At 61.1% G+C, this 18,731-nt stretch carries 21 protein-coding genes; 4 read left to right on the forward strand and 17 right to left on the reverse strand.

The annotated features are described in order from the left end of the window. Window positions 1-65: 65 nt before the first annotated feature. The 3 genes from ACLH0I_RS19460 to ACLH0I_RS19470 all read right to left on the reverse strand — a co-directional run bounded on the left by ACLH0I_RS19460 (window position 66) and on the right by ACLH0I_RS19470 (window position 2,053). Window positions 66-1,025 (reverse strand): FecR domain-containing protein, encoded by a 960-nt coding sequence (locus tag ACLH0I_RS19460; RefSeq protein ID WP_411385144.1) that lies wholly within the window; start codon window positions 1,023-1,025, stop codon window positions 66-68. Beyond that, window positions 1,022-1,543, reverse strand: coding sequence for a sigma-70 family RNA polymerase sigma factor (locus ACLH0I_RS19465; protein ID WP_053184044.1), 522 nt, complete (start codon window positions 1,541-1,543; stop codon window positions 1,022-1,024). The genes ACLH0I_RS19460 and ACLH0I_RS19465 overlap by 4 nt, the downstream gene beginning before the upstream one ends. Before the next feature lie 102 nt (window positions 1,544-1,645). Further along, window positions 1,646-2,053, reverse strand: a complete 408-nt coding sequence (locus tag ACLH0I_RS19470; RefSeq protein ID WP_411385145.1) for a response regulator — start codon at window positions 2,051-2,053, stop codon at window positions 1,646-1,648. Between the two features lie 240 nt (window positions 2,054-2,293). Between ACLH0I_RS19470 and ACLH0I_RS19475 the strand changes: the two genes are divergently transcribed. Next, window positions 2,294-4,240, forward strand: a complete 1,947-nt coding sequence (locus ACLH0I_RS19475) for a DNA topoisomerase III (RefSeq protein ID WP_411385146.1) — start codon at window positions 2,294-2,296, stop codon at window positions 4,238-4,240. 634 nt (window positions 4,241-4,874) lie between these two features. Continuing rightward, window positions 4,875-5,204 (forward strand): hypothetical protein, encoded by a 330-nt coding sequence (locus tag ACLH0I_RS19480; RefSeq protein ID WP_186710489.1) that lies wholly within the window; start codon window positions 4,875-4,877, stop codon window positions 5,202-5,204. Window positions 5,205-5,421: 217 nt separating this feature from the next. Here ACLH0I_RS19480 and glsB read toward each other — a convergent pair whose 3' ends face one another. Further along, the gene (glsB, locus tag ACLH0I_RS19485; RefSeq protein ID WP_186710491.1) at window positions 5,422-6,330 is read right to left on the reverse strand and encodes a glutaminase B; all 909 of its coding nucleotides are present in this window, start codon (window positions 6,328-6,330) and stop codon (window positions 5,422-5,424) included. A gap of 393 nt (window positions 6,331-6,723) precedes the next feature. Here glsB and ACLH0I_RS19490 point away from each other — a divergent pair, with 393 nt between their 5' ends. After that, the gene (locus ACLH0I_RS19490; protein WP_053123348.1) at window positions 6,724-6,918 is read left to right on the forward strand and encodes a hypothetical protein; all 195 of its coding nucleotides are present in this window, start codon (window positions 6,724-6,726) and stop codon (window positions 6,916-6,918) included. 9 nt (window positions 6,919-6,927) lie between these two features. Here ACLH0I_RS19490 and ACLH0I_RS19495 read toward each other — a convergent pair whose 3' ends face one another. The 12 genes from ACLH0I_RS19495 to ACLH0I_RS19550 all read right to left on the reverse strand — a co-directional run bounded on the left by ACLH0I_RS19495 (window position 6,928) and on the right by ACLH0I_RS19550 (window position 16,710). Further along, window positions 6,928-7,947, reverse strand: a complete 1,020-nt coding sequence (locus ACLH0I_RS19495) for a hypothetical protein (RefSeq protein ID WP_411385147.1) — start codon at window positions 7,945-7,947, stop codon at window positions 6,928-6,930. Window positions 7,948-8,147: 200 nt separating this feature from the next. Next, on the reverse strand, window positions 8,148-9,554 hold the full coding sequence (locus ACLH0I_RS19500; RefSeq protein ID WP_411385148.1) for a saccharopine dehydrogenase C-terminal domain-containing protein: 1,407 nt from the start codon (window positions 9,552-9,554) through the stop codon (window positions 8,148-8,150). A gap of 115 nt (window positions 9,555-9,669) precedes the next feature. Continuing rightward, window positions 9,670-10,479 (reverse strand): DUF3618 domain-containing protein, encoded by an 810-nt coding sequence (locus ACLH0I_RS19505; protein WP_411385149.1) that lies wholly within the window; start codon window positions 10,477-10,479, stop codon window positions 9,670-9,672. Then, window positions 10,476-10,907 (reverse strand): phage holin family protein, encoded by a 432-nt coding sequence (locus ACLH0I_RS19510; protein WP_411385150.1) that lies wholly within the window; start codon window positions 10,905-10,907, stop codon window positions 10,476-10,478. Before ACLH0I_RS19510 ends, ACLH0I_RS19505 begins: the two co-directional genes overlap by 4 nt. After that, window positions 10,907-11,560 (reverse strand): hypothetical protein, encoded by a 654-nt coding sequence (locus ACLH0I_RS19515; protein ID WP_186710501.1) that lies wholly within the window; start codon window positions 11,558-11,560, stop codon window positions 10,907-10,909. The genes ACLH0I_RS19510 and ACLH0I_RS19515 overlap by 1 nt, the downstream gene beginning before the upstream one ends. 343 nt (window positions 11,561-11,903) lie before the next feature. Next, window positions 11,904-12,404, reverse strand: a complete 501-nt coding sequence (locus tag ACLH0I_RS19520) for a ferritin-like domain-containing protein (protein ID WP_250964258.1) — start codon at window positions 12,402-12,404, stop codon at window positions 11,904-11,906. 153 nt (window positions 12,405-12,557) lie between these two features. Further along, entirely contained in the window at window positions 12,558-13,487 is a 930-nt protein-coding gene (locus ACLH0I_RS19525) for a ZIP family metal transporter (RefSeq protein ID WP_411385151.1), read from the reverse strand. Between the two features lie 64 nt (window positions 13,488-13,551). Further along, window positions 13,552-14,433 carry a manganese catalase family protein gene (locus ACLH0I_RS19530; RefSeq protein ID WP_411385152.1) on the reverse strand — a complete coding sequence of 294 codons (882 nt, stop codon included), beginning with the start codon at window positions 14,431-14,433 and terminating at the stop codon, window positions 13,552-13,554. A gap of 258 nt (window positions 14,434-14,691) precedes the next feature. Beyond that, entirely contained in the window at window positions 14,692-15,069 is a 378-nt protein-coding gene (locus tag ACLH0I_RS19535) for a general stress protein (protein WP_186710506.1), read from the reverse strand. A gap of 527 nt (window positions 15,070-15,596) precedes the next feature. Next, complete coding sequence (locus ACLH0I_RS19540; RefSeq protein ID WP_411385153.1) at window positions 15,597-15,845, reverse strand: metallothionein; 249 nt, start codon at window positions 15,843-15,845, stop codon at window positions 15,597-15,599. Window positions 15,846-15,871: 26 nt separating this feature from the next. Continuing rightward, a complete protein-coding gene (locus ACLH0I_RS19545; RefSeq protein WP_411385154.1) occupies window positions 15,872-16,138 on the reverse strand; it encodes a hypothetical protein in 267 nt (88 codons plus the stop codon). Between the two features lie 62 nt (window positions 16,139-16,200). Then, window positions 16,201-16,710 (reverse strand): ferritin-like domain-containing protein, encoded by a 510-nt coding sequence (locus ACLH0I_RS19550; protein ID WP_186710509.1) that lies wholly within the window; start codon window positions 16,708-16,710, stop codon window positions 16,201-16,203. Window positions 16,711-16,887: 177 nt separating this feature from the next. Here ACLH0I_RS19550 and ACLH0I_RS19555 point away from each other — a divergent pair, with 177 nt between their 5' ends. Further along, the gene (locus tag ACLH0I_RS19555; RefSeq protein WP_411385155.1) at window positions 16,888-17,715 is read left to right on the forward strand and encodes an NAD-dependent protein deacetylase; all 828 of its coding nucleotides are present in this window, start codon (window positions 16,888-16,890) and stop codon (window positions 17,713-17,715) included. A gap of 31 nt (window positions 17,716-17,746) precedes the next feature. Here ACLH0I_RS19555 and ACLH0I_RS19560 read toward each other — a convergent pair whose 3' ends face one another. Continuing rightward, window positions 17,747-18,637 carry a LysR family transcriptional regulator gene (locus ACLH0I_RS19560; RefSeq protein WP_207966690.1) on the reverse strand — a complete coding sequence of 297 codons (891 nt, stop codon included), beginning with the start codon at window positions 18,635-18,637 and terminating at the stop codon, window positions 17,747-17,749. Between the last annotated feature and the right edge of the window lie 94 nt (window positions 18,638-18,731).

An 18,731-nucleotide genomic window follows, 5' to 3' on the forward strand; every position in this document is an offset into this window, starting at 1 on the left:
TCACTGAGGAAGAGCCGAACGATGAGGATGAAAAGTGCAAGGGTTGGTTTTTTTATTACGCAGCATCAGCGCCGATCGCCACCGGCGACCTGGACCCAGAATCGGCTGTAGCGGGTCACCCGCAACGAAAAGCCACTTTCCAGCGCGGCCAGGGCGAGATCAGTGTTATCCACGGGAAATACACCGGACACTTTCAAGTCGCCAATCGCCGGATCCCAACGCAGCACGCCGGGACGGTAACGCGACAGTTCATCCAACAGCGCCGCCAGGGGACGGTCAATGGCGATAATGCTTCCCTTCTGCCAGGCCCCCACCGACACATCGTTGCCGCGCAGCGTCCCTAACGAATGCTCATTGAAATCCAGGCGCTGGCCTGCCTCGACGCGCATCCTGGCTCCACGTGCTGGCAGGCTCACCTCGACCGCTTTCTCCAACACCGCCACTTCACCGCCCCGCGCCTGGCTACGGACAATGAAACGCGTGCCCAGGGCCAGCACCTCGGCCGGCCCCGTGACCACCTTGAACGGACGGCGCTGGGGATCGACCGCCGTCGTCACGAGCACCTCACCCCGCAACAGTTCCAGGCGCCGCTGCTGTCCATCGAAACGAACATTGATCGAGGTGTCGGTGTTGAGCATGAGCGTGCTGCCATCGGCCAACTGGACCTCGCGACGCTCGCTCACCGCCGTGCGGTAATCGCAAAGCAGGTTCTGCGTGGCCTGGCTGCGCCAGCTCAACCAACCCAGGCCGCCAGCGGATGTCAGCAGCAAGGCGCTGCGCAACACTTGGCGGCGGGAGCGCTGGTGGGTGTCGCTCAAGGTCGGTGCCGCCAGGGCGCCCGGCACACTCGCCATTTGCTCGGCCACCACGGCCATGCGCTGCCAGGCCTGGCCGTGCAACGGATCGGCAGCCAGCCAGGCGCGCCAATCGGCCCGGTCCGCGTCGGTGGCAATCCCGGAATTCAGCCGGGCGTACCACCGTGCCGCCACACGGATGGCTTGCAATTCTTCGGGCGGCAGGTTCATGAAAGCTGCAATTGAATTTGCATGAGGCAGCAATGCTCCATGGCCTTGGCCATGTGATTGTTGACCGTGCGGACGCTGACGCCCAGGCGCTCGGCAATTTGCGGATAGGTCAGCCCATCGAACTGCGACAGGATGAACGCCTGCCTGACACGCGGCCCCAATCCCAGGAGCAGACGATCGATCTCCATCAGGGCCTGGAGCAGGATCGCCTGCTCTTCCAGCGAGGGGTGCTGCTCTTGCGGCATGGCGGCCAATGCTTCGAGGTAGGATTGTTCCAGCGAGCGGCGGCGAAACAGGTCGATCAACAGCCCTTTGGCGATCATCGACAGGTACGGGCGCGGCTCGCGGATATCCAGCGCCGTGCGCGCCTTGATGACCCGCACAAACGTATCCTGGGTCAGGTCAGCCGCATCGAAGGCATTGCCCAAGCGCTTGCGCAGCCAGCCCTGGAGCCAACTGTGATGATCACTGTACAGAACGTCGACAGCACTGCGTAGGGACAGATCGTTGGCGGGCATGGCAATGGAATAATTCGCGACTGATAATGACTCGCATTGTCATAGACACCATCGTCGCTTGCAACCCAAACGTGCACGGACACTCCCCCTCGCTGGAATCACTCAGTTGATCGAGTGATTTTTCACCGTGCTCTCCACCAGGTCCAACATCTGTCCCAACGCCCAAGGCTTGGCAATGAACGAGGCGTGGTGCTTGATTCCGGCGCTTTCCGGCGTCTCGAAACCGGACATGATCAGCAGCGGGATCTGCGGCCAGCGATCCCCCGTGAGGTTGGCCAGGTCCGCACCGTCGATCTTGCCGGGCATGGTGATATCCGTGAGCAGCAGGTCGACGTAGTGGGCGCTTTCTTCGAGGAACGTCAACGCCGCATCGGCGCTTTCCCGAGGCTCCACGACGAACCCTTCTTCCTCGAGGATTTCACAGAGGAACTCCAGAATGGTTGGATCATCTTCCACAACGAGAATCAAACGTGTAGTCGCCTGGCCGTCGCCATTTGGCATCGAATTCATGAAAGTGACTCTCCTTGACCTCATAAACCTTCTTTGCGGTTTCAACCGCCTTGAAGTTATGAGCGATACCCTTTAGAGAAATTCATTCTGCGTGCCAACCGACCGCCGAATGTCACGCCAGCCACCTTGGCAACGCAGCGCAACGCTTATATCTGTATATCCATACAGATAAAACTTGCTCTGGCGCGCATCCGTGACCATGCTACAAGCCCATGAAATCTGCTTCAGGAAAAGGGCGCTATGCAGCTGTACCTGTGTGAAAAACCGTCCCAGGCCAAGGACATCGCCGCCGTACTCGGTGCCACGCGCCGTGGCGACGGTTGCTGGCTGGGCCCGGGCATCACGGTCACCTGGTGCATCGGCCACCTGCTGGAAACCGCTCCACCCGATGCCTACGACGCGCGCTACAAGCGCTGGGTCCTGGCCGACCTGCCCATCGTGCCGGCGCAATGGAAAATGACCGTCAAGCCGAAAACCGCCAGCCAGTACAAGGCGGTCAAGCGCCTGTTGGGAGAAGCGAAAGAACTGGTGATCGCCACCGACGCCGACCGTGAGGGCGAAATGATCGCCCGGGAGCTGGTAGAACATTGCCGTTATCGCGGGCCGATCCAGCGGTTATGGTTGTCGGCCCTGGACGAAGCGTCGATCCGCAAGGCCCTGGCCGCCCTCAAACCGGGGGTCGAAACCTTCAACCTGTATCACTCGGCCCTGGGTCGCTCCCGGGCCGACTGGTTGATCGGCATGAACATGAGTCGCCTGTTCACGTTGCTGGGGCGCCAGTCCGGCTACCAGGGCGTGTTGCCGGTCGGTCGCGTGCAGACACCGACGCTGCGACTGGTGGTGGACCGCGACCGCAGCATCGCCCACTTCGTGCCCGTCGCCTATTGGGCCATCGACGTGCAGCTCAGCCACGACGGCACGGCGTTTACCGCCCAGTGGCGCGCCGACCCGGATGCCTGCGACGACCAGGAGCGCTGCCTGAACCAGGCCCTGGCCCGGGACGCCGCCCAGGCCATGGGCAACGCCACCACCGCCCGGACGCTGAAAGTGCGTACCGAGCGCCTGCGCGAAGCGGCGCCGTTGCCCTTCGACCTGGGCACCCTGCAGGAAGTCTGCTCGAAGAAGCTCGGCCTCGGCGCCCAGGAAACCCTGGACATCGCCCAGTCGCTCTACGAGACCTACAAGCTCATCACCTATCCGCGCAGCGATTGCGGTTTCCTGCCCTTGAGCCAGCACAGCGAAGCACCAGCCATCCTGGCCGCCCTCGCCACGGCCGACCCCAGCCTCGCGCCACTGCGCGAGCATTTGCAGGCGCAGCGTAAGTCCCGGGCCTGGAACGACGCCAAGGTCAGCGCCCACCACGGCATCATTCCCACCGCCGCCGCCAGGAACCTGGACAAACTCGCCGGCAAGCAGCGCGCGGTCTATACGCTGATTCGCGCGCGCTACCTGGCGCAGTTCCTGCCCAACCACGAGTACGACCGGACCCAGGCCGACTTCGACTGTGCCGGCCAGGCGCTGCGTGCCGTGGGCAAGCAGATCGTCGAGCCCGGCTGGAAACGCGCCCTGCCCGAAGCACTGGCGCCGGCCAGGGGACGTGAAGCACCGGCGCCGCAGGTCCTGCCGGCATTGGCCGAAGGTCGCGATTGCGCGGTGGACGAAGTGAAACCCAAGGACCTCTGGACCCAGCCACCCAAGCCCTTCACCGAAGGCGACCTGATCAAGGCGATGAAGAACGTCGCCAAGCTGGTGGAGGACCCGTTGCTCAAGCAGAAGCTCAAGGACACCACCGGCATCGGCACCGAAGCGACCCGGGCCTCGATCATCCAAGGGCTGCTCGACCGCGGTTACCTGGTGAAAAACGGCAAGGCCCTGTCCGCCACCCCGGCGGCCTTCAGCCTCATCGACGCCGTGCCCCGGGCCATCGCCGACCCAGGCACCACCGCTATCTGGGAACAAGCCCTGGACATGGTGCAAAGCGGAGAAATGAGCCTGGAAGAATTCGTCACCCGGCAAGCCGCCTGGATGAGCAAGCACGTCGCCCGCTGCCAGGGCATGAGCCTGACCATCAGCGGCCCGGCCAGCCCCGCCGGGCGTGGCGCAACACCGTGGAAAAACAAGCGCAAGCCGGCCAAGCGCAAGGCTAGCGGTGCACCGCGCAAGGCGAGCAAGGCCAAGGCCACTTGAACAAAATCAGGCCCACACCGAATCCCCTTGTGGGAGCGAGCTTGCTCGCGATAGCGGCGCATCAACCTCCAGATAATTGATTGCAACACCGCCATCGCGAGCAAGCTCGCTCCCACATTAAATGGGGGATGGCTGGAAATTCTCATACCCAAACCGTTTTGTCCGACAATATGTAGTGACCAAAAATAATCACTACAAAACCGTTGACGCCTCCGATTTGCCCTTGCATGATGCAGACGTCTCCCCGATCGGGAGTACAGGCAACTGTTTGAGCAAGCTCGTCTGACCGCCGAGCTGTTTTTTGGATAAGGGACTGCCCACAAGGCAGATTGAAGGTGCTGACCTGGCATGACCGTCCGGTAACGAGGACGAGAAACGCCAGCGAAGATCCTCATGACGCGCGTGGTCGACCCTCGAAAGTTGACACTGCCTGAGATTCTTCGCTGTTTCTCTTCGTTGTAGCGCATTTGCGTAGCAGCCCTTCGATAACACTACACAACCGATGCACGACACCGTCGAAGTCAGACGGACGAACGCTGACGGCCTGGTTTCGGTAGCAGGCAGGCACTTACCGAGTAGCGAAGTTTTTTGCGAACCACCAGACAGATCAACCAAATGGTCAAGGGGCTTACACATGAATCTGAACAATCAACCATCTATTGATGAACTGGCTCGCATGTTCGCCGCACACAAGGACACACTCGACAGCCATATCCTGTGGATCAGCAAGACTGGCCAGGTGCGTATGGACTGCCTGTCGCCCTACACCCAAGAAGACGAGTTCGAAAAGAACACGCAAGAGCTGTGCGCCCGGCTGAAGATGTACCGCCGTGGCCAGGGCTACGTGGGCAAGAAGGCCGCGGCTGACAAAGACTTCATGGGCCGCGTGCTGCAAACGCTGACCCAGGCCTGGCAGTCGATGCAGAACACGTCCGAGGTCCGGGTTATCGACCGCCTCTGCTGAAATCCCCTAACAAAAGGGCCCGCGCCTGAACCAGGAGCGGGCCCTTTTTTTGTGAGACTAGTGGCCTGTACGGTTAATTCGAGTACTCAAATTCGAGTGCCAGGGCTTGCCAGGCAAGGCGCCATGACGAGTCGTAGCCCGCTACGGCGAGGAATGGCAACGCAGGCTGGCAAGTTCTGGCGCCGAAGTTGAGTGCACGAATTAGCCACACAGGCCACTAGAACACCGACCAGCCAATGCGCTGGCTCATCATCTCCAGCGCCGCCATGCCGGCCAGGGAGTTGCCGGCGGCGTTGAGTTCCGGCGACCAGACGCAGACGGTGAACCGGCCCGGCACCACGGCGACAATCCCGCCACCGACACCACTCTTGCCCGGCAGGCCGACGCGATAAGCGAAATTGCCGGCCTCATCGTACAGACCGCTGGTGGCCATGATGGAATTGACCTGCTGGGTCTGCCGGGCGCTGAGGATCTGTTCGCCGCTGTGTTTGCAGAACCCGTCGTTGGCCAGGAAGCAGAACGCCCGCGCCAGGTCGATGCAGCTCATCCGCAGGGCGCAGTGGCTGAAATAACTGCGCAGCACCGCTTCCACGTCATTGTGGAAGTTGCCGAATGATTGCATCAGGTACGCCATCGCCGCGTTGCGGGCGCGGTGCTGGTACTCCGACTCGGCGACCTTGCCGTCCACCATCACCTGGGGGTTACCCGACAGGCGGCGCACGAAATCGCGCATCGACAGCGCTGGCGCGGCGAAACGGGACTGGTTGATATCGCAGATCACCAACGCACCGGCATTGATGAACGGGTTACGCGGGCGGCCGCGCTCGAATTCCAATTGCACCAGGGAGTTGAAAGGCTGGCCGGAGGGCTCATGGCCCAGGCGCTCCCAGATCGCTTCGCCGGAATGCCCGATGGCCTGCACCAGGCTGAACACCTTGGAAATACTCTGCACTGAAAACGCTGTTTCAGCGTCGCCGGCGTAATACAACTCGCCATCATTGCCGTACACGGCAATGCCCAACTGATTGGGCACCACGGTGCCCAGGGCAGGAATGTAGTCGGCTACCTTGCCCTGACCGATCAGGGGGCGAACCGCATCGAGGATCTCGTTCAACAGTGCTTGCATATGCGCGGGGTCCAGTCATTCCCCGTTCGAGTGCGGGGATACAGACGCTAGACGCTGGTGGGCGGGGTCAGAGCACACTGAGTTGCGAGGAAAAAACGTGGCGAGGGAGCTTGCTCCCGCTGGGCTATGGTAGGAGCTGCCGAAGGCTGCGATCTTTTGATCTTGATCTTGATCTTTCGCTTGAGATTCAAGTGTCCGGAAAAAGATCGCAGCCTCGTTGCACTCGTCAGCTCCTACACAGCTTCTACACAGCTCCTACAACGCGCCCCAGCGGGAGCAAGCTCCCTCGCCACAACAGCCGTGTTCGCCGCAATGAATGCAAGCATTTTCAGTGGCGCTGGTGGTCGAATCGAGCGGTCTATAGTTCAAAGGATCAATCGGCAGGGGTAGACGATGCGTCAGATCATGCAAAAAGAACCCTGGTGGGCCTCGCCGCCCCAGCCCGGGCAGGATGAAAGCGAACTGGAATGGGGCTGGCTGGTGATCTACAGCGAAGGCGAACCGCGCTTCGAGTTCATCAAGGAGCGTCCATCGGACGAACAGATCCGCCATCGCAAGGGTTGTCGCGTCACCCTCGGCTCGGAATGAGTCGGCCTGTCATGGCTTGAGGTCCGGCAAGACCACCGCTCGATTGGCCAGGTCCGCCTCCACCAGGTTGCCTTTGATTTCCTCGTCCAGGTAATACACCGGTGCCATCACCCCGCTGAGGGGATGCTTGAGTGACTTGAACCAGGCTTCGTCGAACGCCGCGCTCAGGCTCTTGCGGATCTGCGTCTCCATTTCCGGCCGCTCACCCTCGTGGATGATCGCGCGAATACCCGCCACGCCCACCGAAATCAACGCCCCGGCCGCCTTCCCGGCCACGGCCGCCGCCGCACCGGTCGCCCCACGCGTGGCGAACTGGGCCTCGATTTTTTCGCTGGTGCGTTGCGCCACCGTTGCAATCACCGCCTCCGATGGCCCGGCCCCCGTGCTTGCAGCCTTGTTGACGTGATCGATCAGGGCCGCATAGGCCGGCAAGGTGTTCAGCGGCTCGGCGTGAACCATCTCGTACAACGAAGCATCACGCGCCGCCGGCGGACCCAGGCGGATGGCAGGGATGCCATGCAGGCGTCGGTTCATCAGCTCGTTCGGGATTCGATGCCGCTGGGCGATGACCTGGGCCTGTTGATTGAGCTGACGGATGTAGTAGCCCGTCGCGTTGGCCCTGATCGCCTCGGGATCGATTTCCACCGCCACCGGCGCCAGCACCTGCTCGCGATATTGCTCCTGCAGGTAAACCGCCAGGCGCTTGGCCGAAGAATCCGCCTCGCCCTCGGCACTGGCCGCGTACCAACTGACCTTCACCGCCAGCCATTCCTGGGTCCAGTAGCTGCTGAACCAAGGGATGAATTCAGCCTCGGTGCGTTCATACACCAACACGCGCCAATGCTCCATCGACCCGCGTGCATAGACGGCTGCCTGTTCGAGGGCCCTCTTCGATGCCGCGATGATTTGCTGGTCTACCTGTCGCCAGGTGTCCTGGGCAATCATCACCGTGGCAACCGGTGGACCGCGCTGTGGCGTGGCGCACCCCGCCAGAACGAGCACAACGGCCAATATCAGCGAACGCCGCACAGTCGCGCCACCCCGGATTCCTGTCATCCATGGGGGTGAGTATAGGTCGCGATGAACAGGGATCCGGCCCAAACACGCCAAAACACCGCGATTCCCTGTGGGAGCGAGCTTGCTCGCGATGGCGTCCTGTCAGTCACTTCATCATCGACTGAACTGGCGCTATCGCGAGCAAGCTCGCTCCCACAGGGATTGTGTATCTCTCAGAACCGGGTGAAATGCTCGAATTGCCAATCATCGGCCGCACCATCCCCGCGAGCCTTGTGAAGGGCACCGGTCGGCGTCCAATCGGTGCGTTTGCCCACCAACGTCCCCAGGTAAGGCCGGGCGACTTCCAGCACGCGCTCATAGTCCATTTGTTCCGGCTCGACGATGCCACGATCCGGATGTTCAATGGCCCAGACGATTCCCGCCATGACACCGGCCGCCACTTGCAGGCTGGTGGCGTTATTGAAGGGCACCAGAGCCCTCGCCTCGTCAACGCTCAACACCGAACCGAACCAGTAGGCGTTCATTTCATGCCCCATCAACAAGACCCCCAGGGCGTCCACCCCACCGGGGTCGATTTCGCCGTTGAGGATCCGCTGCCGGGCCTGGGTTTCCCAGCCACGACCGATCAGCTCATGGACTGACAGCCAGGCGTCGTTGCAGGGGTGATAGGCGTAATGCAGGGTCGGTCGATACACCAACTTGCGCTGGTCTTTCACGGTCAGCAAATCGGCCGTCGAAGCGGTTTCGTGGTGAGTGATCATCAGCCCCAGGCAGGGCCCGCCCACCGGCGTCCAGGTCTTGATCAAGACGCTGGCGCTCGGGCGTTCCAGATAGATCGCGTTGCGGCTCCCGAAACCATGACGCCGGGCAGCCGTTGGCCAAGTCCGTTCATGGGACCCCCACCCCAACTCGGCCGGCTGACGGCCCTCGCTGATGAACCCCTCCACCGACCAGGTGTTGACGAACTCGTCGTCTGCCTTGGGACGCTGGGAGCGTTGGCTGTCGCGTTCGGCAAAATGAATGACCTTGATCCCCAACGCCATGCTCAGCCTGGCCCAGTCCACACCGTCCGGTTCTTGCGGTAGCGGCTGCTTCAATTGCGTCGCCAGTTCAACCAGCCCGGCCTTGAGCAAATGGGTGATCAAACCGGGATTGGCACCATGGGCCACCACTGCCGTCGGGCCTCTGCCCAGTTTTTTGCGCAGGCCCAGCACTTGATAGCGCAACGCGTAGTTGGTCCGATGGGAAAGGTCCAGGTGCGGATCCTCGTAGCCTCCCGCCCACGGCTCGACGCAGGTGTCGAGGTACAGCGCGCCCTTCTCGAACGCGTACGCCATGAGGTCCAGGGAGCTGACCTCGACGGACAGGTTGACGATGAAATCACCACGCTTGACGAAGCGATCGAGGATTTGTGCATAGGTTTTTCGGGTCAAGGCCTTGGGGATAAATCGGATTCCCCGTTCCTTGAACCAGATGTTGTGGTCGATCACCGGTGCGATGACGGTGATCTGCTTGATCTCGACGTGATCCTGCGCCAGCAGCAAGGGCAACGTGGCCCGGGCGATGGAGCCGAAGCCGATGAAGATCAGACGGCCGGTGAACGGGACCTGACGTTTCATGTGCTGCCTCCTTGAGAAGGGTGTACGGCCCATGAAATAACCGAACGGTGATCGAGGCTACTGTCAAGGTTGACAGGTGCGGCGCAGATCGCCCTGCGCCGCACCTCGCGTGCGCCTACGAAGTGCCCAGCCCGCCAGACAGATCCGTGCCGGAGTGGGCCCGCCCGTTGGCCGGCGTGACGGCGGGCTCGTCACGGTGTTCGGTGGTCTTGCTCACCGTATCACGCACCGTTTCATAACCCTCCCGCGCCGTGCGCTTGACCTTGTCGGCCAGGTCGGCGCTGGTCTTGCCCATCGTTCGCTGTTCGGTAGAGGTGCTGGGTAACGCTGCGCCCAGCATTGCCCCGAGGGCGATACCCGCCGCCGCCATCATCAACGGCTGCTCCTTGAGCAGACGGCTGAACTCATCGCCCAGCTGCTGCGACCCTTGGGCCATGCGCTCGCCCGCCTGATGAGCGCTGTGCCGGGCATGCCGGGCGCTGGCGCCCACGTCGTCCGCCAGGTGCGCAGCTTTGTCCTTGATATGGTGAAAGCCTTCGCGCAATGACTCACTGCCGCTGTGCAGGTGCTCTCGCGCATTGTCCAGGCCACCGGCAAGCCCTTCGCTCCAACCGCTGGAATCCTGGTCCGGCCCGACGCGATAACCGACCCGCGGCGGATGGTTCTGCCCAAGCATCAGCCAGCACAAGCCAACCGTGGTCAACACGGTGGGTACCGGGTTGTTGCGCACCGTAGTGCCCAGGTTGCCGAAAAACTCGGCGCCATTTCCCTTCACGAGCCCCAGGGCCTGATCCAGCATTTGCCCTGGCGTGAACTTGCTGCCCAAGGCGTCGACGATATGGCTGATATGGGCGCGCTGCTCGTCGATTTCACGCTCGATGGCCTCTGGGCTCTTTTCGGATTCGGTTTTGAATTCATCCTTCATGAGGCTTTCCTCCGCAGGGCTTCCTGGTCTTTGTTCAAGGCATCGAGCGTTCGGTCAGGCTTGAAGTGGGACGGTTCGAATTGTTTCTTGCCCGACTGGACCATGACAAAACCAATGATCATGACCACGACGCCGACGATCAGCGCCGCCAGCCAGGGCGCCATCATCGTACTCAGGCCATACACCGCCGCCATCAACAGGATGATGAAGCCGGCCATGAGTACCATGGCGCCACCGGCCACCGCAGCAATGCCCGCCTTGAGCGTGTTGAGGCTCGCCTGGAATTCAGCCTTGGCCAGCGCCAACTCCTTGGTGAAGAGCGAGGGGACTTCGTGGGTCAATTGCCTGAGCAACCCCATGACCGAGGCATCGCTTTCGGGCGTCGAGGCGCTGGCGGTACGCTGCATATCTGGGTCTGGTCGATTCATCACAACTCTCCTCTGGTATTGGCCGAACCCGGCAGCGAGCCGGTGGCTGAATCACTGGGATGGTCCTGGACACTCGGTGAGGTCGGGGTGACACCGGTGGCCAGGCCGCTGCGGGTAGCGGCACCGGGGCCGATGGGATCAGGGGTCGATTCAAAAGGCCGCTGGGCGCCGAATCCTCCGGCGGGAGGGTTTGAATGCCCGGCGGCGGGTTCGTCGGCCTCGGTGGCGACCGGCGAGGCACCGGCCTTGAGGAATCGCGACAGCCCAAAGCCCACCGCGATGCTGCCGGCGAGGAACAGACCGGGGTTATCCCGCGCCAGGCGAGAACCGTCATGCAGCAACTGTTCGGCACTCTTGTTGCGCAATTTGCCGGCCAGGCCGCTCATGCAGTCGGCCATGTCCGCCAGATAATGGGATAAGCCGAGGGTGTCGTTGGCTTCGAGTTCCGACATGGCGGATTTGGCGCCACGGGCCAAGGCATCGATCTGGTCCGCCGCGGTATCGCGGTACTGGCCGAAATGCGCATCGGCCTTCTCGCGGGCGCTGCCGATCGCTTCGTTCACGTCCTCCTTGATGTGGTTCAGGGATTCCTCAGGCCGACCTTGGCTTGAAGTGCCGCTTTGTCGCTCGGGGTTGTTGTCCGGGATAGTCATGTCTGTCCATCGCCTCCGTGATGAAAAACTCAACGACAGGCAGTCGCTTAGCGACGCCTGGATAAGTGCCTCTCAGAACAAATGACGGGACGCGATGCGGGCTAGTTCCAACGAGTTTCAAGGCTGGACGCTGTGTGGTCGTTGAAGCCGCTTGATGGGTTTTTACGGCAAAAAAAATGGGCATTGGTTGTGAACACGGATGCCCAATGCAGAGCTGTGATGAGGGCTGCTCATGTGCCCCTGTGGGAGCGAGCTTGCTCGCGATGGCGCCGGATCAGCCAGCATTGATAGTGACTGACACACCGCCATCGCGAGCAAGCTCGCTCCCACAGGTATACAACCATCAGGACGCCATCGTCGCCGCCTGGTTGCCGCCCTGCTCGGCAATCTTCGAGAGTTTCTCGTCGGTGGCTTTTTCTTCCTTGAGGGTCGCCAACAGCAGGCCGACCACTTCATCGCCCAGGTTCAAATGCTTGGCCATGGCGATCAAGGTGCCGTAACTGGCGATTTCGTAGTGCTCGACTTTCTGCGCCGCGCCGATCAGCCCCGCGTCGAGCACCGCGCCTTTTTCGATTTCCTCGATCAGCTCCTTGGACTCTTCCACCAGTCCTTCCATGGCGATGCATTTCATGCGCTTGAGCTTGATCCCCGCCACTTCGACGAGGGTATCGATGCGCTCAATCTGGCCTTGGGTTTCCTCAAGGTGATCGTGAAAGGCTTGTGCGAGCAAAGGGTTGGTGGTGGCCCGAGCCATGCGCGGCAAGGCACGGGTGATCTGTTTTTCAGCACTGTAGACATCGGACAGTTCGTGGATGAACAGGTCTGTCACGGTTTTTCTGGCCATTTCAATCTTCCTCTGTTCAGAAGGCGAGCCTCGAAAGGTTGATGGGGTGAAGCCGGCAGAGGCGGCTTCACCTGTCATCAACACTGACCCAGGGGAAATTTCGGATGTTCCAGAAATTTGCCGAAACGTTGACAGAGGGTATCGGTGACGCGCTCAACCCAACGCCGTGTCGAGAAACATCATCACCGCAAAGCCCATCATCAAGCCGAGGGTGGCCGGGGTTTCATGGCCGTTGCGATGGGTCTCGGGAATCACCTCGTGGGAGACCACGAAGATCATCGCCCCCGCCGCCAGCCCCAGGCTGATGGGGTACGCGACGGCTACGCCCGACGACATGCCCAGGCCGATCACCGCCCCCAGTGGCTCCATCAGCCCTGAACCGACCGCGATGAGCGCGGCACGCAAGGTGCTGATACCGGTGACGCGCAGCGCCATGGCAATGGCCAGGCCCTCGGGAATGTCCTGGATGGCAATAGCGGTGGTCAGGGGTAAGCCGACCTTGAAATCGCCGTCGGCAAAACTGACGCCGATGGCCATGCCTTCTGGCAGGTTGTGCAAGGTGATGGCAAGTACAAACAACCAGACACGATTGATCCGCTCGGCCTGCGGACCACGCCGGCCACTGAGTTCATGTTCGTGCGGCACGAAACGGTCCAGGCCGATCATCAGGGCGACGCCCAGCCCCAGGCCCACCACGACGACAAGCGCGGCGAGCAACTGATTGCCACAGATTATCTGTGCCGCCTCGATGCCCGGCAGGATCAATGAGAACGAACTGGCGGCGAGCATCATGCCGGCGGCAAACCCCAGCATGATGTCCTGGGTACGGGAGGAGATATCCCGCAGCACCACCGCCATCATCGCCCCCAGGGCGGTGGCGGCAAAACCCGATGTCCCGCCCAGCACGGCGTAGCCGAGGTTTTGACGATTGGCGCCAACCAAGGCGTTGTAGCCGCTGTAGAGCAACAACCCGGCCACCAATGCCAGCCCGAGCCAGAACGTCACCCCCAACAAGAGATTCTCTTGCACGGGGTTCAGCCAAGTGCGCCAGGGCGATCGAATCCGGGAAGTGGGCTGGTCCATCGAATGTCCTTACGGGTCTTGGCTCGAAATATCAGGCGAGGGAGTCGCCTCCCTCGCCATTCGTTTACAGTTTGTCACCTTGTATCCCCGAACCCAAGTCGGCGCCCGTGGTGGGGTTGCTTTCAGGGTTGGACATCGTCCGCGCCTTCATGTCCATCAACAGTGCTTCGTCCTTTTCACTCAACTGCACGCTGGCCAGGCCATCGCCACCGTCGACCGCCGGAACCGGGTTCTCGACGAACTCCCAGTCCTCGCCCTGGTTCCATGGGCCACGTACGGTAGGTTCACCTTGGGACATGTTGAAGTACACGTTAGTGAACTCCGGCATGCCGGGCAGCTTGCCTTGTGGGAAGTTGGGCTGGATGGCATGCAAGGCTTTTTCGAACGACAACTGATGGGCGATTTCACGGGTCATCAAAAAGCCCAACGCTTCCTTTACCCCCGGGTCGTCAGTGACGTTCATCAATCGCTCATAGACAATTTTTGCCCGGGCTTCAGCGGCGATGTTGGAACGCATGTCCGCCGTCGGCTCACCGATCGTGTCCACATAAGCGGCAGTCCACGGCACCCCGGCGGAATTGGTCAATGGCGAACCGGCACCGTACAGGAGGCTGGTGATATGAGAGTCGTTACCGGCACCGTTGATGTCCCGGTACAGTTGGCCCTCCTTCTCCACCCCTTCAGCCATCTTGCCCTTGGCACCCTTGTTCAACATCACGATGATCGAGCCAATCACTTCCAGATGGCTGAGTTCTTCGGTGGCAATGTCCATCAGCAGATCCTTGCGTCCTGGATCGTCCTCGGACAAGGCCTGGGTGAAATAACGCGATGCCGCCGCCAATTCCCCCTGGGCGCCACCGAACTGCTCGAGCAGCAGGTTGGCGAGTCCAGGATTAGGCTCAGCGACACGCACGGTATACTGCAATCGTTTGTTATGTAGAAACATGATTGAACTCCTCGCTCAGGCACACATCATGAGAACACTGCCGACCGGCAAGCTCATGAAAATCTGAAGAAGTTAAATGAATAAAATTTAGTTTTTATTCAAGACGGAAGACGAATGGTTAATTGCAACTCAAACCCCTCACCCATCTCTTGAACAATCAATAGCGCAGCGAAGCCGGGCATGAAATACCCGACTTTTAATATCAAGATCGGAACAGGTCCCATACCAACGGCACGGGACCTGCGAGACCACGGGACATTACGATTTACGACCGCCACCGTGGCTATTTTCACCGCCTTTCTTGCCAGCTTCGGAGGCTTTTTCCCGGTCGTTGGCAAAGTTGCCACCCGAGGCCTGGCCACCTTTGCGGCCGGCTTCCGAAGCCCGCTCAGGGTCGTTGGCAAAATTACCACCCGAGGCTTGCCCGCCTTTACGGCCGGCCTCTGCAGCACGTTCCGGATCGTTGGCGAAGTTACCGCCCGACGCCTGGCCACCCTTGCGTCCAGCCTCGGATGCGCGTTCCGGATCGTTGGCAAAGTTGCCGCCCGATGCCTGGCCGCCTTTTTTCCCGGCTTCCGATGCCTTCTCACGATCGTTAGCGAAATTGCCAGGGTTGTTATTACCTGTGTTAGCCATTTCATTCACCTCGTTAGTTGATGTCAACGAACCTGTTGGCTCGTCCTATTCGGAAAATTTGACGCCGTTAAGGTTTTAAAAAAGAGCTGCAAACGGCGACGAACGGTCAACAGCTTTATTTATCTTCCCATTGCCCGGGTATTTATTGCGCTAGCCTATTAAACAAGCGGCGATTGATTGGCAGTGTTAAATACCGAACTTTGTCCAGCGAAAAAACCTGTGGGAGCGAGCTTGCTCGCGATGGCGTCGGATCAGCCTGCATTGATGTTGATTGACACACCGCTATCGCGAGCAAGCTCGCTCCCACAATTGCCCCGCCTTCAACATTAAAAAACAGTGCGTGTCTTTCCACGCCGTCCGCCAAGGGCCCGGTGGCGCCGGCACCCCATTGCACCGGTCTCGTCACCCAAGCCTCGCGCCGTTCCAGGAAGCCAAAACTCGCGGGCTGCCGGTGTTGTCTTGCACCACCGCACTGACCGGCTTGCGGTGTCCGGGCACCCTGTCGCCGATGCCCGGATAGAGCAATGTCAGGGTGAAATCGGGTCACTGGCCGGGAACGTTTCTTCCAGTGCTTCATCCAGTTGGTTGTTGGTAATGTCCCGCTCGCCGACCTTGCCACTTCGTTCGCAATGACAATCCGCCGCCGGACACGGCTCGCCATTGGGGTGTTGTTCTGCGCAGGCCTGGCTGCAATAGGCCTCGCCGTCATGATTGAACACCCGCTCGGGATCTACCTCGCAATGGCAGCCGGGGCAGCCACAACGCAGTTCGCTCATGTCGTCCTCCTGGGGACCGGGTGTCGTCACGATCCCACCAGTAATTGAACCTCCAGGTTGGCCGCCGCGACGCCGTGCTTCGCTACATACACCTCATCGGTCCAACCTTTGGTCCGGTTGCGATACGTCTGGGTGCCAAGGGCCGTTGTGTCCCATTCCATGACATCGCCAATGTCGACGTCATTGGCGGGCCCCAGTTCAAGCACTGTGTGGCCCTCCTCTTCCGATACGTAGACACCCACCCTGGCGCTCTGTCGATTGATGGCTCTTACCTCACCGGTGGTCTGCTTCATACCTGTCCTCTTTTCTTTTGACGGCAGGTTTGGCGCGGTCGGGCCGCGCCACACTTTTCACCTCAGCGCTTGGCTTCGGTATGCGGATTGGCCGAACGCTCCAGAAACGCTGCGGTAATCTGCGGCAGGTGATCGCGCAGCCATTCAGCCATGGCGATTTCCTGGGGCAGAATCTGCTCGCAAGCCCTTTGGGTTTCCACATCGCCGGCCACTTTCGCCGCCTCGATCAACACGGTGTAGGACGCGATCTCCAGGTTCTCGAAGACGTAGCCACTCATGGCACCCTTGACCACTTCGTCACTCATCGCCATGCCGCCCATGGCTTGACCGAACGCCATCAGCTTGCCGGCCATGTCCTTGAGCATCGACGGGCTGCCGCCCAGCCGCTGGATGCACTGTTCCACCAGCTTCTGCTGCCCGAGCGTCTCCTCGATGTGCTGTTCGATCCGGGCCTTGAGGACCGGGTAATGTTCCAGGCGCTCGGCCTGGGCCTTGAGCATTTTCTCCGCTTGCTGTTCCATGGCATGGGCATCGTTGAGCCAATCCAGCAGGTTCTCTTTAGGGGTTGCCATTGCGTTCTCCTTATCAGTGTCATTGGCGCACTGCAGTGCGAGAGCTTTGAGATAGCGCACATAAGGTGGATGTCCCACGCCCGGGGAAAGTTTGAAGAAACACCTGCGCAGGGCGACGAAAGGCGTGCGGCTAGCCCGCTGCTAACCTCAACGATTCCAGGCCAGCGGAGAACCCACATGCCCGACGATCTTCAGCGTGACCCCGTCGAACAACTGCAGCTCTACATGGCCGGGCGCCGTTTCCTGGTGCTGACCGGCGCGGGCATCAGTACCCCGTCCGGCATTCCCGACTACCGCGACAGCGACGGCGTGCGGCGGGGCAAGCAACCTATGATGTACCAGGAGTTCCTCGCCAAACCCGAGGCGCGACGGCGCTATTGGGCGCGAGCGATGCTGGGCTGGACACGCCTGCGTCAAGCCCGGCCGAACCAGGCCCACGAGGCCTTGGCGGCGTTGCAGGGACAGGCCCGCATCAGTGGCCTGATTACCCAGAATGTCGACGCCTTGCACGACCAGGCCGGCAGCCAAGGCGTCATCGAACTGCACGGCAGCCTGCACCGTGTGCTGTGCCTGGACTGCGGCCAGCGCAGCGAGCGACAGCAGATTCAACACTTGATGGAAGCTGAAAACCCTTACCTGGCCGGCGTCGATGCGGTGCAGGCACCCGATGGCGACACCCTGCTCGACCCGGCGTTCGAGGCGCGCTTCCAGGTGCCCCATTGCCCCCATTGCGAGGGCGAACGCTTGAAACCCGATGTGGTTTTCTTCGGTGAAAATGTCGCCGCCGCCACCGCGACCCGCGCCACCCAGGCGGTGGAACAGGCGGATGGGCTGTTGGTGGTGGGCTCATCGTTGATGGCGTATTCGGCGTTCCGCCTGTGCCGGGCGATCAAGGACCAGGGCAAGCCGCTGCTGGCGATTAACCGAGGCAAGACCCGGGCTGATGAGTTGCTGGACTTGAAGGTTGAAGTACCGTGCGAAGAACTGCTGCCCTTGCTGATTTGACGATCACAATGCCCCCACAGGGATTGGGTGGTTAACGTACGGGTAAATCCTGATCCCTCAGCGTATCGAACAGCGCCTGCGCCGCCGCCGACAGCTCATGCCCCGGCTTGGTCAGCACCCCGATGGCCCGTTCGATCACCGGATCGCTCAACGTGATGCAGCGAGCCCCCAGCTCATGCATCTGCCCGACACACAGGGCCGGCACGGCACTGACGCCCAGGCCGCTGGCGACCATCCGCCCGACGGTTGCCAGTTGATGGCTCTCGAACTCAACGGGCAGTTTCATACCTCGGGCCTGCAGATGTTCCTCCAGCATCACCCGAACGGTGGAGGGTCGCTGCAAGGTGATGAATGGCTGCTCCAGCAAGGTTTCCCAGTGGACTTCGTCGCGCTGGGCAAGCGGCGAGTCCAGCGGCACCACCGCGACGAAGCGATCGAGATACAAGGGCGTGAACGCCAACGATGAACCCTGCATCGGTTCGAACGCCACGCCCAGTTCCACATGACGATCACGGACCATTTCCAGCACCTGTTCGTTGATCACGTCGTTGACCGTGACGTTGACATTCGGATAGCGGGCGCGGAAGGTCTTGAGGATCGGCGGCAGCAGGTTGCCGGCAAACGACGGCATCGCCGCCAACGTCACGCGACCGCGCTGCAAGGTGAAGCGCTGGCGCATTTCATCCTCGGCGTTGTCCCAGTCGGCCACCAGCCGGCGGGCCAGGGGTAGCAAGGACTCACCTTCGGGGGTCAGCGCCACGTTACGGGTGTTGCGGCTGAACAGGCGGCCACCGAGGCCTTCTTCCAGGGCCTTGATGGTCAGGCTCAGGGCCGACTGGGACAGGTGCAGCCGCTCGCAGGCCACGGCGAAGCTCAGGCTCTGGGCCACGGCGAGGAAGGCGCGGATTTGCTTGAGGGTCATGGTCGTTCTATGTCCGGTTACGTAGGAGCTGCCGAAGGCTGCGATCTTTTGATCTTTATCTTTCGCTTGAAACTTAAGTGTCTGGGGAAAGATC

It is taken from the genome of Pseudomonas sp. MPB03 (genome assembly GCF_046605385.1).
GTDB lineage: Bacteria > Pseudomonadota > Gammaproteobacteria > Pseudomonadales > Pseudomonadaceae > Aquipseudomonas > Aquipseudomonas zanjanensis.

Excerpts from the sequence above, each read along its gene's own strand:
- ACLH0I_RS19465 (WP_053184044.1), bottom strand. The coding sequence starts at position 1,543 with ATGCCCGCCAACGATCTGTCCCTACGCAGTGCTGTCGACGTTCTGTAC.
- ACLH0I_RS19560 (WP_207966690.1), bottom strand. The coding sequence starts at position 18,637 with ATGACCCTCAAGCAAATCCGCGCCTTCCTCGCCGTGGCCCAGAGCCTG.
- ACLH0I_RS19555 (WP_411385155.1), top strand. The coding sequence starts at position 16,888 with ATGCCCGACGATCTTCAGCGTGACCCCGTCGAACAACTGCAGCTCTAC.
- glsB (WP_186710491.1), bottom strand. The coding sequence starts at position 6,330 with ATGCAAGCACTGTTGAACGAGATCCTCGATGCGGTTCGCCCCCTGATC.
- ACLH0I_RS19545 (WP_411385154.1), bottom strand. The coding sequence starts at position 16,138 with ATGAAGCAGACCACCGGTGAGGTAAGAGCCATCAATCGACAGAGCGCC.
- ACLH0I_RS19550 (WP_186710509.1), bottom strand. The coding sequence starts at position 16,710 with ATGGCAACCCCTAAAGAGAACCTGCTGGATTGGCTCAACGATGCCCAT.
- ACLH0I_RS19515 (WP_186710501.1), bottom strand. The coding sequence starts at position 11,560 with ATGACTATCCCGGACAACAACCCCGAGCGACAAAGCGGCACTTCAAGC.
- ACLH0I_RS19525 (WP_411385151.1), bottom strand. The coding sequence starts at position 13,487 with ATGGACCAGCCCACTTCCCGGATTCGATCGCCCTGGCGCACTTGGCTG.
- ACLH0I_RS19520 (WP_250964258.1), bottom strand. The coding sequence starts at position 12,404 with ATGGCCAGAAAAACCGTGACAGACCTGTTCATCCACGAACTGTCCGAT.
- ACLH0I_RS19530 (WP_411385152.1), bottom strand. The coding sequence starts at position 14,433 with ATGTTTCTACATAACAAACGATTGCAGTATACCGTGCGTGTCGCTGAG.
- ACLH0I_RS19510 (WP_411385150.1), bottom strand. The coding sequence starts at position 10,907 with ATGAATCGACCAGACCCAGATATGCAGCGTACCGCCAGCGCCTCGACG.
- ACLH0I_RS19460 (WP_411385144.1), bottom strand. The coding sequence starts at position 1,025 with ATGAACCTGCCGCCCGAAGAATTGCAAGCCATCCGTGTGGCGGCACGG.
- ACLH0I_RS19505 (WP_411385149.1), bottom strand. The coding sequence starts at position 10,479 with ATGAAGGATGAATTCAAAACCGAATCCGAAAAGAGCCCAGAGGCCATC.
- ACLH0I_RS19470 (WP_411385145.1), bottom strand. The coding sequence starts at position 2,053 with ATGAATTCGATGCCAAATGGCGACGGCCAGGCGACTACACGTTTGATT.
- ACLH0I_RS19480 (WP_186710489.1), top strand. The coding sequence starts at position 4,875 with ATGAATCTGAACAATCAACCATCTATTGATGAACTGGCTCGCATGTTC.
- ACLH0I_RS19475 (WP_411385146.1), top strand. The coding sequence starts at position 2,294 with ATGCAGCTGTACCTGTGTGAAAAACCGTCCCAGGCCAAGGACATCGCC.
- ACLH0I_RS19540 (WP_411385153.1), bottom strand. The coding sequence starts at position 15,845 with ATGAGCGAACTGCGTTGTGGCTGCCCCGGCTGCCATTGCGAGGTAGAT.
- ACLH0I_RS19500 (WP_411385148.1), bottom strand. The coding sequence starts at position 9,554 with ATGAAACGTCAGGTCCCGTTCACCGGCCGTCTGATCTTCATCGGCTTC.
- ACLH0I_RS19535 (WP_186710506.1), bottom strand. The coding sequence starts at position 15,069 with ATGGCTAACACAGGTAATAACAACCCTGGCAATTTCGCTAACGATCGT.
- ACLH0I_RS19490 (WP_053123348.1), top strand. The coding sequence starts at position 6,724 with ATGCGTCAGATCATGCAAAAAGAACCCTGGTGGGCCTCGCCGCCCCAG.